The organism is Delftia acidovorans NBRC 14950 (genome assembly GCF_001598795.1).
In the GTDB taxonomy this organism is placed as follows: domain Bacteria; phylum Pseudomonadota; class Gammaproteobacteria; order Burkholderiales; family Burkholderiaceae_C; genus Comamonas; species Comamonas acidovorans.
In genome coordinates this window covers 38271-51979 of record NZ_BCZP01000017.1, presented here as the reverse complement: position 1 = coordinate 51979, position 13709 = coordinate 38271, and the positions used below count along the sequence as shown (strand labels likewise).

The window sequence follows — 13709 nt, the reverse complement described above, 5'->3', positions numbered from 1 at the left end:
TTGCCTGTGGGGCCGTGGCTTAGCGGCTTGTGTGTCTCGGGGTGACCAACTGGGCGGTGTGATGTGTCTGGCCGGTTGCAGATGGTGTGGCAAAAGCTGCAACTGCACCTGGAAACGGTGTCTGTTTGTGCGTTGCAACTAGGCTGCTTAACAGCGGATTGGTCGGCGGGCAAAAGTGGATAGTTGCCAAAGCTCCATCCTGCCGTGCCATAGCGCATTCTCTGGTCCATAGCCATGCCTTCTTCCGTACTCGCCGAAACTTCCTCGCCACCGGTCAGCATCCCTCAGGAGCTTGCGCGTGTCCGCGCCATGGTCGAGCAAATGCAGTTCATACAGGCGCTGGGTGCACTGTCGCAACTGGTGGTCCAGGAGCCGCGTAACGCCCATGTGTGGCTGCACATAGGGTTTGTCTATGTGCGCATGGCCATCTGGCACAAGGCCGTTGATGCCCTGCAGGCGGCCCTGGAGATGGAGCCTCGTATGCCTGATGCGCAGCGCCTGCTGGCCCTTGCGCTGTTCAGCACTGGCCAGCGCGAGCAGGCCTGCGACCTCATTGACGAGGCCTGTCGGCACAAAAAGAACGATGGGCAGCATTGGATGATGCGTGCCTACATCCATTCGCACACCAGCAGCGATTCAGCGCGATCGCTGCAAGTGGCCGCTGATTGGGGCAGGCGCTTTTCTGATCCGCTGACGCGCAAGTCAGCGCCGCTGCCAGGGCGCGACCGCAACCCGCGCAAGCGTCTCAAGGTCGGATACGTGACGGCGGATTTTCGCGAGCACTCGGTGGCGTTCTTCATGCGTCCTGTGCTGGCCCACCATGATCCCGAGAACGTCGAAATCCATGTCTACTCCAGCGGCAAGCCCGATTGGGTGACTGCGCAGTTGCGCGCGTTGGTGCCGAATTGGCGCGAGGTTGCCGATCTGACCGAGGTGCAATTGGTTGACCAGATACGTGCTGACGGCATCGACATCCTCGTGGACCTGTCGGGCTTTACCCTGGGCCACCGGATGGAGGTGTTCGCCCGGCGTGCGGCACCAGTGCAAGTGACCTGGCTTGGGTACATGCACACTCTGGGCATGAAGGCCATGGATTACCGTCTGGTGGATGCCGGCATCGCTCCCCCCAGCCATGCTCCTTACTACTCGGAGGCACTGTTCCAACTGAGTTGCATGGCCAGCTATGCGCCACCTGAATACTCACCCTTGTGTGAGGAGCCGCCCATGCTGCGCAACGGCTATCCCACGCTGATATCGCTCAATAGTTCATCCAAGATTACAGACCAGATGCTGTCCGTCTGGGCGCGCATACTGAACGAGCGCCAGGACGCACGGCTGATCATCATGGTCAAGGAGCAGGAGCCTGAGGCCGCCCAGATCCATATGCTGCCACGCGTGCAAAACGCTGGCATGCCGTTGGATCGTGTCTCGGTGCTGCATCAGCAGCCACTGGACCGCTTCATGGAACTGGGGCATATCGCCGATGTGGCGCTGGATACATCACCTGTTTCCGGTGGCACCACTACGTTGCACGCCCTGTGGATGGGGCTGACCATCGTGACACTGGATGCCGAGCGGGGTGTTGACGCCTCGACGGCACGAACCCTTGTCGGCCTGGGCTTCGGTGGAGAGGTCACCAATAACGAGCAGGAATATGTGCAGGCCGCATTGCAGCTGATGAACGATCCCGAGCGTCTGCGCCAACAGCGACTGACCGCGCGCGCCAGCATGGAGGCCAGCGTGCTGATGAACTATCCCGAGCGGACGGCCGAGCTGGAGAAGGCCTTCCGTCTGATGTGGCTCAACTGGCTGAACGGGGATCGCCGCAATTTGAGTGCGGCCGTTGATCTGGACGCCCTGCTGGCCGAAGCGGACGCTGTCGCATGAACCTCAATCGACCCACGAACATGGATCCCATTCCGCTTCTGGTGCCCGACATGCCTGCGCCGAAGGCCTTGTTGCCTTGGTTGGAGCGCATGCATGCAGCACGGCACTATTCCAACTTTGGCCCGTTGGTACAGGAGTTGGAGGCGGCGTTCGCTCATCGATTTGCTGTGCCCAGTGATGCTCTGACGACGGTGGCCAATGCCACTCTGGGGCTGGAGCTGGTGCTGCAGGCGCTGGATCTGCCCCGAGGTTCCCGTGTACTGGTGCCGTCCTTTACCTTCGTGGCCACTGCCACTGCGGTGATCCGTGCAGGCCACGTGCCCGTGATCGGTGATGTGGATCCTTCCAGCTGGATGCTGACCCCTGCCATTGCACACGCGGCCTGCAAGCAGATGCGCATCGATGCGGTGTTGCCCGTCGCCACTTTTGGTATGCCCTATGACATGCAGGCATGGCAGCAGTTTGAATTGGAAACCGGATTGCCCGTAGTCATCGATGCAGCTGCTGCCTATGGAAGCCAGTGGCTGCAAGGCGCGCAGGGTACCTTGGTCTTCAGTCTGCACACCACGAAAAGCCTGCCGGCCGGCGAAGGCGGGCTTATTGTTTCAACGCGCCCGGATTTGGCTGCCAGGGTGCGCCAGCTCTCCAATTTCGGTATCAACCTGAATCCCGCTGCAGGATTGCCGGTCGGTACGCTGGCCTCCATGGGCAGTAACGCCAAGATGAGCGAATACCACGCAGCCATCGGCTTGGCTTCGCTGCAAGTCTGGGACGAGCACGCAAGGCAGAGGCGCGAGTTACAGGCCGAACTGATCGCTGCATTGAATGAGGCCAGTGGCCACAGCTTGTCCTGGCAAGCACAGGGTAGCGGTGGTCACCTGGCGGCGCCTTCCCTGCTGTGCACACGCCTGCCGGGGGAGGCCGCGCGCGCAGCACTAGAGGCGGGCTGCCAGGCAGCCCGCATCGCAACTCGCCGTTGGTATCAGCCGCTGTTGCAACAGATGCCGGTGCTGGAGTCACAGTGCCTGCGGTTGGAAATACGCCATGCATGTGAACTGGGAGAGACGCTGCTGGGCCTGCCGTTTTTTCTGGACATGACACGGGATCAGCGCCAGCGCCTGTGCGACGTGGTGACCCAGAGCCTGCAGGGAAACTGCCCTCCCAGTCCAAGCCAACCTTTGCGCGCGCCAGCCCCAGTCACGCTGGCTGATTGAAGCGGGACATGCATGTGACCATGCATGAATGCCTTGATCACGAATAGAAGTACAGGCAGGTGTCCCAGCGGAAATGGGTGTGGTGGCGCAGTCCTATCTTGTATCCGGGCTGCTGCTGCATGACATAGTCCGTGATCTCCAGCAGATCGGATGTCCGGTGGTAGGCGGAGATGGCCAGCTTGGGCGCATGGTTCTTCAGTGACTGGCGGGCACCCTTGAGGGCAGACAGTTCTGCACCCTCCACGTCCATCTTGATGAAGCTGGGCGCATCGTCAATGATTTCATCTATCGGGCGCACGTCGATCATGTCCTCCTCGCTGCACGCTGAATCGGCCGCGTGGATGGAGCTGCCATGGCCTCCTTCGTGCTTGAAGGGAACCCTGCATGGGGTTTCGCCCACGCCGCAACCGTGGATGCTGGTTCTTGAGGCCAGTGCCGAGCCTTCGTAACGGCGGCGCAAAGCCTGCAGCGTCTGGATGTTGAATCGATCAGGCTCGATCAGCCAGCTATGGGCGAAATCTCCGTCGGTGACCTCGGCAAGACCCATAAGCGCTTCGCCCACAGAGGCTCCGCAGTCCACCATCTTTTCCGATTTTCCGAAGCTCAACAGGCCAGACCTGAAATAGAGTGCTGAATAGGGGCGCTCGATTTCATAGTAGTGGCTTGGATCGCAGGTAAGCCGGTAGTTCAGGATCGAATAAAGTGTTTGTACTGAATAACCATCCGACAGGCGCTGGGCCAGTTGCTGGTATCTTTCGACGTTGTCTGCGATATATGGGCCCCAGTCGTCGAGCCGGAAATCGAGCAGACCGCTGATGCCAAATGCTCTGACGAATTGCTCAAAACTCAAGTGTGGAATCCCATTGGTACGGCACACATGGTTGAAGAAGAACTTCGGCTTGTCGTGGCCGCAGGTGTTGATGGCTACCGCATCACTCTGCCCGCAGGCTTTGGAAAGAAAGGCTTCGGTGGAGATTAATGGAATTCCACGATGCGTGGATTCCTTTTGGCAGAGAAAATCATCAACGACTGCCTCGACAACGAATTTTCCCTGGCGAGAGATTCGGATGATATCTTCCGAAAATCCTCTGCTGCCCAGAATAAAAACCCGTACGGATGGACCTTGCCGGGAAATGATGTCGCAAAGGTCCTGGGGAATGCCGAGCAGTGGATTATATCGCAGTGCTGTTGCTGATTCGAGAAATATTGCCTCCAGCTTGGAAGTGTGAATATCTGAGTGGGTTTGATTTTTCTTCATGATGCGAAGCTATTTCTATGTGCCCGGGTAAACGTATATTGGTTCGTCGTATCTCAGATCAAAAACCGTTTTGCTGGGGATGTCTTCATGATAAAGACGGGGCCAACCCAACTCACAGCCCTCCCCCACTGTGATTCCCTTCTTGATCATCGCCCCCATGCGTAAAATGCCATGCGCACCGATCTCTACGTTATCGCCCACTTGCACGCCGCTTTCAATCCAGCAGGACGCGTTGATGGTGCTGCGGATGCCAATCTGGACGCCGTTGTGGATGACAGTATTGAAGTCTATTCGGCTGCCATGGCCAATGCAGGCGTTGTGGCCGATGAAACTGTTGGGGCCGATGACAACATCGGTGGCCACGTTGGCCATAGGACTGATGAACGGCTCCAGGTTCAGCCCGTGATCAACGGCTGCCTGCATCAACTCCAAGCGCTTAAAGTTGCCAAAGCGCTCGTTGAACGCAATGAAGGCACTACCTTTAGCTGGGTCTAGAGTATCGAGCACGGAGCAATCGAAGGCGTAGTCTGCATTTTGCCGGACCTCGACTCGTTTAATCAGCTCATCGGGGCGGAATTGCTTCCAGGCATGAAAAGCGGTATCTAAAAAGTCACCGCAGCCGACAATCCATCTATATTTCATGGTCTGTCTCCATCAGGGTGGTGTACCAACGCTCGATATGACGATTGGCATACTCGTAAGCGCCCTGGGTGGGAAGGGGCGCTTTTTCATGCAAGACGGCCTGTACTGCTTCAAGAATGGCAATATCTTCTCCAACGACTTGCTTGCTGTAGTGCATTTGGGACAAAAGCACCTGCGCTGAATCGGCGTACGACACCTTTTTTCGGGCCGCAATGAAGAAAATCTCGACATCGGTCTCGCCCGGGGACACAGGCACGTGATGTTCAATAGTGAAGGAGTAGCCCCCATTTCCGCTGGCTATGTGCAGATTGGGGTAGGTTAGCCAATTGAAATAGGCATTGGTGTCGCCCCAGCGCTCCACCTTGTCCAGCCAGGGAACCCAGCGAATGGGTTCGATCGCACCTTCCGCTCCTCCATGGCTAAATGTGCGCATATCCTTTCGCAGGCCGATTGGAGAGCAGTCCAACTCCATCTTCTCCATGGATGCTCCGTCTTTTGCGGAGAATGGAAAGCTGGCAACTTTGGCCAGACTCTTGGCGTGGAGGTATTTCACATGGTTGACGTCGCGCAGATTCTCATAGACAAGCTTCCAGTTGAATTTGGCATGCCAAGTGGTCATCATGACTTCGCTGTCATAGGATTCGGCACTGCTTTGCAGTAGTTCAATGAATTGGGCAGAGAACTGCTCCTCGAACTTCATGGGGTCGGATGACAGATTGATGAACAGCAGGCCGCCAATCTGCCTGAGAGAAAATTCCCGTAATTTCAGGGATTTTCTTTCGCAGGCATCGAGTCGATAGATTGCATCGCAATCCGGGATATTCTTCACTTGGCCTTGGCTGTCATAACTCCAGGCATGATAAGCGCACACCAGCGGACGTGTTCCCGTGAAACCTTGCTGCAACGGTGCGCTGCGGTGCAGGCAGATGTTCTCGAAAGCGCGCAACTCTCCGTTGAAATTTTGAATGACTACGGGAATGCCCGCGATCTTGCGTGTGATGAAAGAATGGTTCTTGGGCAACAGGGAGACAAGGCCTGCGAACAGCCACACCTTGCGAAAGATCTTTTGCTGTTCGCGCTCGAAGATTTCCTGAGACAAATAATATTTTGGGTGCATGCGCGAGCGCATAAGAGATTTCCTGTCGGCTTCGGGTTTTTAGAAGATCACGCGTGCAGGATTGCCGAACACGGTGGAGCCGGCGGGCACGTTTTTGAGCACTACAGAACCGGCGCCCACGGTCGCGCCTTCGCCAACTTTGACGCCTGGCGTGATCGTGGCGTGCGGATGCACGATGGCATAGTCGCCGATTTGCGCTCCTCCCCCGATGAAGGTCATGGCGCCTATCTGCGCATAGTTGCCGATATGCACGTCGTGACCTATCACGGTGCCGCTGTGGATGTTGGCAAAGTCGCCGATGTGGACATCAGGGCTGACTTGCACGCGTGGCGCCCAGAAGCAGCCTGTACCAAGATGCACGCGCACGCTCAGGTAGCCTACGGTGTTGTAAGGGGTGCGTACGTGCATGAATTCACCCCCTTTATCCAGTATGGGCTGGGAAAACTGCTGGCGTGGGCGTGGCAGGCCGATGGCGCAGACGAATGCTTCGTCCGGCTGCGGCATGTGGGTCAGGGGGCTTCCGACGATGGTCACGCCGCAGTCAATGCCGTTGAGCATGTGGGGCCGTGTATCCAGAAAGCCGGCGATCTTCCAGTCCTGTCCATGCTCGACCGCATCACACATCTGGACCAGGACTTCCCGGCCCCAGCCACCAGCACCAATGATGTAGACCCTTTTCATCAGTGCGCTGCTCCGCCATCGAGGATCAGGCTGGTTCCTGTCACCCAACGGCTGGCATCGGACAGCAGGTAGATGGCTGCATGGGCAACGTCATCGGGCGTGCCATGGCCCAGCGGATGGAGAGCCTTGTCTGCCACCAGGATCTGCTGGCCCGACTCGGCAGGCGGCGTGCCAATGACTGCGGGTGAGATACCGTTGACGCGGATTTTCTGAGAAGCCTGTTCCAGTGCGAGGCATTTGATGAGACCCCACAGCCCGGCCTTCATGGCTGCATAAGGGCCTAGTCCCTCCATGCCGCTGTGCGCAGCGGTGGCTAGCATGAAGACGATGGAGCCTTTTTGCGCCACGGCGCCGACCTGCAGCAGGTGCTGGGTGAGCATCACAGGAGCCAGGAAATTGATCTGGTACATGCGCGTCATGAGCTCTTCGGTCAATGCATTGACAGGGGTTGCCTGATGCAGTCCTGCGCAGTGCAGCAGACCATGGATGCCAATGCTGGCCTGGACCACGCGGTCCCGGTCCTTGGACAGGGTCAGGTCGGCCAGGATCTGCACATGGCCTTCGCCTTGCAGAGCTTCATGGCATTGCCTCAGCCTGTCCGCATCACGCCCGGTGATCACCAAGCGAGCACCTCTTCGCGCCAGTGTGATAGCGATGTGCCTGCCCAGGCCTGAAGAGGCACCTGTGACCAGCACTGTCTTTCCTTGCATGGAAAAGGGAGAGATGGTCGCGCTGCTCATGCGTAGATGTCCATTGAGGTACTCAGTCCTCCGTCCAGGATGAAGTAGTTGCCGGTGATCCAGCGGCTGGCATCTGCGAGATGGAAGGCCGCGGCATAGGCTATATCCTGAGGATCGCCCAGGCCCAACGGTGTCTGCTCAATCAGGCGCTCCATCTGGGCACCGCCTTGGCTCAGTCCGTTCAGCATGGGGGTGCGAACGTAACCTGGTGCGATGCAGTTGGCACGTATGCCATGCTTGGCGACTTCGATGGCCAGTGAACGCATGGCTCCCAGCAGGGCCGATTTGCTTGCGGCATAGGCTGCTGTGGCCTGGGCCCCGCTGTGTGATGCCAGGGCAGAAATGAACACGATGGAGCCGCCGGCCACCACACGCTTTTTGCCCAGTAGCTCCTTGGTCAGCATCATCGGAGCATAGGTATTGTGTTCAAACATCTCGCTCAGATGCGCCTGGCTGATCATGCGAAAAGGCACCAGCCTGGAAATGCCGGCAGCATGCACCAGACCGTTGATCACGCCAGTTTGCTCGACCAGCCGAGCCAGATCGACAGGTTGTGCAAGATCAGCAATCACCGCCAAGTGGCCGCTGCCGGGCAGTTCATCGGCTGTGGCTTGCAGGCGTTGCGGGTCCCGTCCGGTGATGATCAGTTGCGCTCCCATGTCGGCGCAACTCAGCGCGACCTGCCGGCCTATGCCCGAAGACGCCCCCGTGACCAGAATGCGTTTCCCCGCCAGGGAGAACGGATCCTGATCCATCATGCCTCGACCAGTGCAGGAAAGCAGGCAGATTCCACTTCCACAATGGCTCCGCCCCAGGAAAGACCCACACCGAAACCGCACAGCAACAGCCGCTTTTTTCCCTCGGCCAGCGCATCGCGCAGGCGCGTGGTCATGGTGACCGGCAATGAAGCACCGCTGGTATTGCCGAACTCCTGCAGGGATGACGGCACTTTCTCGGCGGGCAGGCCGAGCTTCTTGCGTATCGTCTCGTTGATCATGCGGTTGGCCTGGTGAAAGATGAAGTAGTCCACCTCTTCCTTGTTCCTGCCGGAGTACTGCATCAGGCGCTCGACCATGGGCGGGACACGCTGCGTGGAAAAGCTCAGCACGGCAGGGCCGTCGAGCACCAGGTCCAGGTTGGAGTACCAGAAGCCATCTTCACCCTTGCGCGCAATCGCATGTTCGAGTTCAAAGGGCTGGCGATGCCCGCCTACCGGGACCATGATGGCCTTGTGTCCGCTGCCATCGCTGTTCAGGTCGAAATGCATGGGGGGTGCTCCGGGCTGGTATTCCAGCGCTGTCGCCGTGGCGGCATCGGAGAACAGCGGGTCCTTGAGCGAGTCCTTGTGCTTGTAGCTGGACCGGTCTCCCAGCAGGATCAAGCCCTTCTTGACGACGCCCGAGGCCACCATGGAGCCCAGGATCTGCACCGCGAACGGATAACCGGAGCAACCCAGGTTGACATCAAAGGCCACGGTGCCATGCGGCAGTCCCAGGCGGTCCTGCAAGATGATGGCCGTGGCCGGGGTCAGGTAGTCCGGCGACTGGGTGACCACGATCAGTGCATCGACCTCTTCGCGGGCCCATTGCAACTCGGTGAGCAGCTTTTCGGCGGCATCGAACGCCAGGTCCGAAAAGCACTGCCAACTCGGACAGACCCTGCGTGTCAGTATGCCGATGTTGCGCACCAGGCGCTCACGCTCCGAACGCAGATGGGGGGGGACGTCGTTGATGTTGTGTACGACTTGCCGTGGCACGCAGCTGGCCATGCCCGCGAATCGCACGTTGTGCAGGGTGGACAGCGTCATGTCGTTCAGCCCAGCAGTTGGTAGAGGTCGTTGATGGTCGCGCAGTTCTTGAGATCGTCGCCCGTGATGGTTTTGCCGAAATCGACGTCGAACATGACGATCACGCCCAGTGCGGCCAGCGAGTCCCATTCGGGCAGGCGCTTGAGTTCGGTCTCTGGCGTCACTTCCACGGCCTCCTGGAAGTCCACGGCGGTCAGAAAGCTTTCGATGAATTGTTCAATGGAGGGCATGGACGGTGTTCCTAGTGAAAAACATCGTGCCCGGGCTTGGCCGCCAAGTCGCTTGGGCGGCTGGGTGGGCTTCGCCCATGCAGGCACGAAATACGACGGATTCTGGCAGAGCCGCTCGGGCGCGAACGATGGAACTGGACAGGAAAGTGCGGCTTGTTTTGTGTACTGCCGCAGGTGCCGTGCTTCTCGGACATCCACGCTTGGCCGCAGCCCCCTGGAGTTGGCGCGGGCGCATCTGTATCTTGTGGCCGGTGCGGGAGGGGGCGTCTGGGCAAAGTATCAGGCTGGCATCAAAAAATCTTTGCAACGCCCCTAAAGTTCGCCGGGGCAGCTCCGAAAACCAACTCAGCAGAGGGACAAAAAGTCCTGAGCCCACCAAAAGCCGCGTAAATCGATGTGAAAGCGGCTGATGGTTGGATTGGGCCGCCGCCGCCCGCCTTGCGATAAGCGAGGGCACCGTGGCGGCGACGTAACTGAATTTACTAGGAGTTGTCACCATGGCCATGTCTATCAACACCAACGTGCAATCGCTGAACGCCCAACGCAACCTGGGTGCTTCGCAAAGCTCGCTGTCCACCACCATGCAACGCCTGTCCTCCGGCCTGCGCGTCAACAGCGCCAAGGACGATGCCGCTGGCCTGGCCATCGCCGAACGCATGAACGCCCAAGTCCGCGGCATGAACGTGGCTGTGCGCAACGCCAACGACGGCATCTCTCTGTCGCAGACCGCAGAAGGCGCGCTGGGCAAGATCGGTGAGAACCTGCAGCGTATGCGTGAACTGGCAGTCCAGGCGGCCAACGACACCAACGGCACGGCCGACCGCGGCTCGATGGACAAGGAATTCAAGCAGCTGGCCGAAGAAAACGCCCGCGTGATCAAGAACACCAAGTTCAACGGCCAGGAGCTGCTGACGGGTTCGGGTGGCAATTCCGGCACATTCCAGTTCCAGATCGGCTCCAACACGGCAAGCGACAACCAGATCTCCATTACCACGTCCGATCTGGCGTCTGCCATGGGCACCGTGGCTCAGGGTACAGGTGCCGGCGCAACGCTGGGTTCCACGGCCGCCACGGCCCTGACGGCAGTCACTGCCCTGGACAGCGCCATCGATGCCGTCAACGGCAAGCGCGCTGACTTCGGTGCCTCGCAGAACCGTTTCGATGCAGTGATCTCCAACCTGCAGGTGGCTTCCGAAAACACCGCGTCGGCCCGCAGCCGCATCACGGATGCCGACTTTGCATCGGAAACAGCCAACCTGAGCCGTGCGCAGATCCTGCAGCAGGCCGGTACAGCGATGGTGGCCCAGGCCAACCAACTGCCCCAAGGCGTTCTGGCCCTGCTGCGCTGATAGTGCGAGTCCGGTGGCCTTCCCAAGCAGGAGGCGGCCGGAATTCTCCAAGCCCCAGGCATCTGCCTGGGGTTTTTTTATGGGCGAAAAGGTTGGCCAAGAGGGTGTTCGAAGGGCGAATTGGCGCCGGATCATGGGCTTTATCGGCGCTTTGGTGAGGGGGCTTTTCCGCACAATCGTCCACATCAGATAGGCAGGGCTGGAAGTTCTGGCGTGCTGTCTGGCGTTCTGGCGGCTTGGGGTCGTCGAACGGTTGGCTATTGTTCATGCCTAACGAGGAGCTGCCCATGGCATCCATCATCAACACCAATCTTGTTTCGCTTAACGCCCAGCGCAATCTCAGCACGTCCCAGTCGTCGCTGAGCACGACCATGCAGCGCCTGTCTTCGGGTCTGCGTGTCAACAGTGCAAAGGACGACGCGGCGGGTCTGGCCATCGCCGAGCGCATGAACGCTCAGGTGCGAGGCATGAATGTGGCCATGCGCAATGCCAACGACGGCATTTCCATGGCGCAGACGGCCGAAGGCGCGCTGGGCAAGATCGGCGATAGTCTGCAACGCATGCGCGAACTCGCTGTTCAAGCTGCCAACGACACCAACGGCTCCACCGATCGGGGCTCGCTGGACAAAGAGTTTCAGCAGCTGGCGCAGGAAATTGCACGTATCGTTGGAAGCACAAGCTTCAACGGTCGTCCCCTGCTGAATAGCTCTAGTCCTACAGTCTTCCAGGTGGGCGCCAACACCGGACCTGACAATCAGATCACGATTTCCGCAGTGGATTTGACAGGCTCCACTCCGGGTGGTTTGGGAGTCAATGCAGGAACGACGCCTCCTTCGTTGGGCGGGTCCCTGGGCTCCTTGCTCGGTTCGGGTACCGGCACTGCGGGTGACGCACGCCTGTCGATGGCCGCGATCGATACGGCATTGGACGAAATCAACAATACACGCGCCACTTTTGGTGCTGCCCAGAATCGCTTTGAGGCCGTGATCTCGAACCTCCAGGTGGCGGCTGAAAATACATCGGCGGCACGCTCGCGCATCATGGACGCCGACTTTGCCGCTGAAACCGCGAACCTTAGCCGCACGCAGATCCTGCAGCAGGCTGGCACAGCCATGGTGGCCCAGGCCAACCAGCTGCCCCAGTCGGTGCTCAAGCTGATCCAGTAAGAGGGAGCCCGCGGGGCTTTTGAGCCTGGCTGCGCGGCGCGCGGCCAAGAAAAGCCTCAGGTTCCAGAACAACCGGTCGATAAGATACCGGGGAATGCCCTCGGGCATTTGGTGTGCGTGTTCGCAAGGACGCGTTCTGCGCTGTGGCGCGGAGGTGTTCTGCACTTAGAAAGGGATGGTCATGGCCACCTTGAGTTCAGCTGGCATCAGCGGCAGCGGCCTGGACGAGACAATGATCGCCAAACTGGTGGCCCTGCAAAAGCAGTCACTGGTTCCGCTTCAGCAAAAAGCGTCTGTCCTGGATTCCAAGATATCCACGTTCGGGCAGATCAAGTCCCTGATGTCCACGCTTCAGGACGCGGCCACTTCGCTGGCCAATGCCGATACGTGGCGTTTGACCAATGCTGCCACGACCAATACGGCCGTGGCGGTTTCGGTGACGGACGCCAATGCACTGCCGGGGTCTTCGGTGATCTCGGTGGACAAGCTGGCGCGCAGCCAATCGGTGGCCACCGGCATCATGCCTGCGGCCACGCAGTTCGGCGCGGGCAAGCTCACCATCACCATGGGTTCCTGGAACGCGGACGGAACCCAATTCAGCAATCCTGGAACGCCCCTGGATATCGATATCGCGGCGGGCGCCAAGCTGGAGGACGTGGTCCAGGCCATCAACAGCAAGGGCGCCGGCGTGGTGGCTTCGGTGCTCAAGGACGCCCAGGGCGAACGCCTTGTGCTGCGCTCGCGCAGCACAGGTGCGGATGCGGGCTTCACGGTCGGCTCCAGTGGAGATGCCAGCCTGTCGGCCCTGGCCTTCAATGGCAAGGCCACCACGGGTTCCGTGGCGCAGTACGCCCAGAACGCCGAGATCAATGTCAACGGCATCACGGTGCAATCGACAACCAACGAATTCAAGCAGACCCTGCCTGGACTCAATATCACGGTGACCCAGCAGACCACAGCGCCCGTCACGGTGACGGTGTCTTCGGACACGGAGGGCATGAAGAAGAAGATCCAGGCCTTCATGGATGCCTACAACGCGCTCAACGATGCGCTGGGCAGCTCCACCAAATATGACGCCGAGAGCAAGGTGGCTGGCGTGCTGCAGGGAGATGCCACCACGGTGGGCATGACCAACAGCCTGCGCAGCGTGCTCTCGGGCTCGGTCGTGGGCGGATCCGACACGCTCAAGCGCCTGTCGGACATGGGCATACAGATCCAGAAGGGCGGCAAGCTGGCCTTCGGGACGACGGCCAGTGACAAGACCAAGTTCGAGGCAGCTCTGAAGGACCCTGAGTCCATGAGCAAGATGTTCGCCTCGGCTGGCACCGATGGGCAGCCCAATACGCAAGGCCTTGCTGCGCGCATGAAGGACTTCACGAAGAAGGCCCTGGAGTTCGAAGGAACCTTCGACAACAAGAACAAGAGTCTGCAGGCGCTCAAGAAGGACAACGGCAAGTCCCAGGACCGGGTCAATGACCAGGCCGATTTGCTTGAAAAGCGCCTGCGTGCGCAATATGCGTCCCTGGATGCCAAGATGGGCAGCTATTCCTCGCTGAGCGCTTACATGAACCAGCAAGTGGCACAGTGGAATAAATGATGGCAGGGCGGAGCGGCGGAC

The 13709-nt window shown here is 59.3% G+C and carries 13 protein-coding genes; 5 read left to right on the top strand and 8 right to left on the bottom strand.

The features are described from left to right. The first annotated feature begins 234 nt into the window (after positions 1–234). On the top strand, positions 235–1887 hold the full coding sequence (locus tag DA1_RS20400) for an O-linked N-acetylglucosamine transferase, SPINDLY family protein (protein ID WP_034398024.1): 1653 nt from the start codon (positions 235–237) through the stop codon (positions 1885–1887). Beyond that, on the top strand, positions 1884–3101 hold the full coding sequence (locus tag DA1_RS20395; protein WP_051941043.1) for a DegT/DnrJ/EryC1/StrS family aminotransferase: 1218 nt from the start codon (positions 1884–1886) through the stop codon (positions 3099–3101). The genes DA1_RS20400 and DA1_RS20395 overlap by 4 nt, the downstream gene beginning before the upstream one ends. 37 nt (positions 3102–3138) lie before the next feature. Here the strand turns inward: DA1_RS20395 and DA1_RS20390 are convergent, their stop codons facing one another. The 8 genes from DA1_RS20390 to DA1_RS20355 are packed head-to-tail and all read right to left on the bottom strand — an operon-like array spanning position 3139 to position 9576. After that, positions 3139–4359, bottom strand: coding sequence for an FkbM family methyltransferase (locus DA1_RS20390; protein WP_051941045.1), 1221 nt, complete (start codon positions 4357–4359; stop codon positions 3139–3141). Positions 4360–4374: 15 nt separating this feature from the next. Next, positions 4375–5001 carry an LbetaH domain-containing protein gene (locus tag DA1_RS20385; RefSeq protein ID WP_034398026.1) on the bottom strand — a complete coding sequence of 209 codons (627 nt, stop codon included), beginning with the start codon at positions 4999–5001 and terminating at the stop codon, positions 4375–4377. Then, complete coding sequence (locus DA1_RS20380; RefSeq protein WP_034398028.1) at positions 4991–6130, bottom strand: aromatic ring-hydroxylating oxygenase subunit alpha; 1140 nt, start codon at positions 6128–6130, stop codon at positions 4991–4993. The genes DA1_RS20385 and DA1_RS20380 overlap by 11 nt, the downstream gene beginning before the upstream one ends. A 27-nt stretch (positions 6131–6157) precedes the next feature. Beyond that, positions 6158–6799 carry an acetyltransferase gene (locus tag DA1_RS20375; RefSeq protein ID WP_034398030.1) on the bottom strand — a complete coding sequence of 214 codons (642 nt, stop codon included), beginning with the start codon at positions 6797–6799 and terminating at the stop codon, positions 6158–6160. Next, the gene (locus DA1_RS20370; RefSeq protein WP_230590985.1) at positions 6799–7509 is read right to left on the bottom strand and encodes an SDR family NAD(P)-dependent oxidoreductase; all 711 of its coding nucleotides are present in this window, start codon (positions 7507–7509) and stop codon (positions 6799–6801) included. The genes DA1_RS20375 and DA1_RS20370 overlap by 1 nt, the downstream gene beginning before the upstream one ends. A gap of 26 nt (positions 7510–7535) precedes the next feature. Continuing rightward, positions 7536–8297, bottom strand: coding sequence for an SDR family NAD(P)-dependent oxidoreductase (locus DA1_RS20365; RefSeq protein ID WP_034398034.1), 762 nt, complete (start codon positions 8295–8297; stop codon positions 7536–7538). Continuing rightward, complete coding sequence (locus DA1_RS20360) at positions 8294–9346, bottom strand: ketoacyl-ACP synthase III (RefSeq protein ID WP_034398036.1); 1053 nt, start codon at positions 9344–9346, stop codon at positions 8294–8296. Before DA1_RS20360 ends, DA1_RS20365 begins: the two co-directional genes overlap by 4 nt. Positions 9347–9351: 5 nt before the next feature. Further along, entirely contained in the window at positions 9352–9576 is a 225-nt protein-coding gene (locus DA1_RS20355; RefSeq protein WP_034398038.1) for an acyl carrier protein, read from the bottom strand. A gap of 497 nt (positions 9577–10073) precedes the next feature. On the opposite strand from DA1_RS20355, the gene DA1_RS20350 reads away from it, so the two are divergent. The 3 genes from DA1_RS20350 (at position 10074) to fliD (ending at position 13688) form a co-directional block, all read left to right on the top strand. Further along, positions 10074–10925, top strand: coding sequence for a flagellin domain-containing protein (locus DA1_RS20350; RefSeq protein ID WP_034398040.1), 852 nt, complete (start codon positions 10074–10076; stop codon positions 10923–10925). A gap of 287 nt (positions 10926–11212) precedes the next feature. Next, positions 11213–12091: a flagellin domain-containing protein gene (locus DA1_RS20345; RefSeq protein WP_034399132.1), complete on the top strand. Its 879-nt coding sequence runs from the start codon at positions 11213–11215 to the stop codon at positions 12089–12091. Between the two features lie 181 nt (positions 12092–12272). Next, positions 12273–13688 (top strand): flagellar filament capping protein FliD, encoded by a 1416-nt coding sequence (fliD, locus tag DA1_RS20340; RefSeq protein WP_034399134.1) that lies wholly within the window; start codon positions 12273–12275, stop codon positions 13686–13688. Positions 13689–13709: the final 21 nt, after the last annotated feature.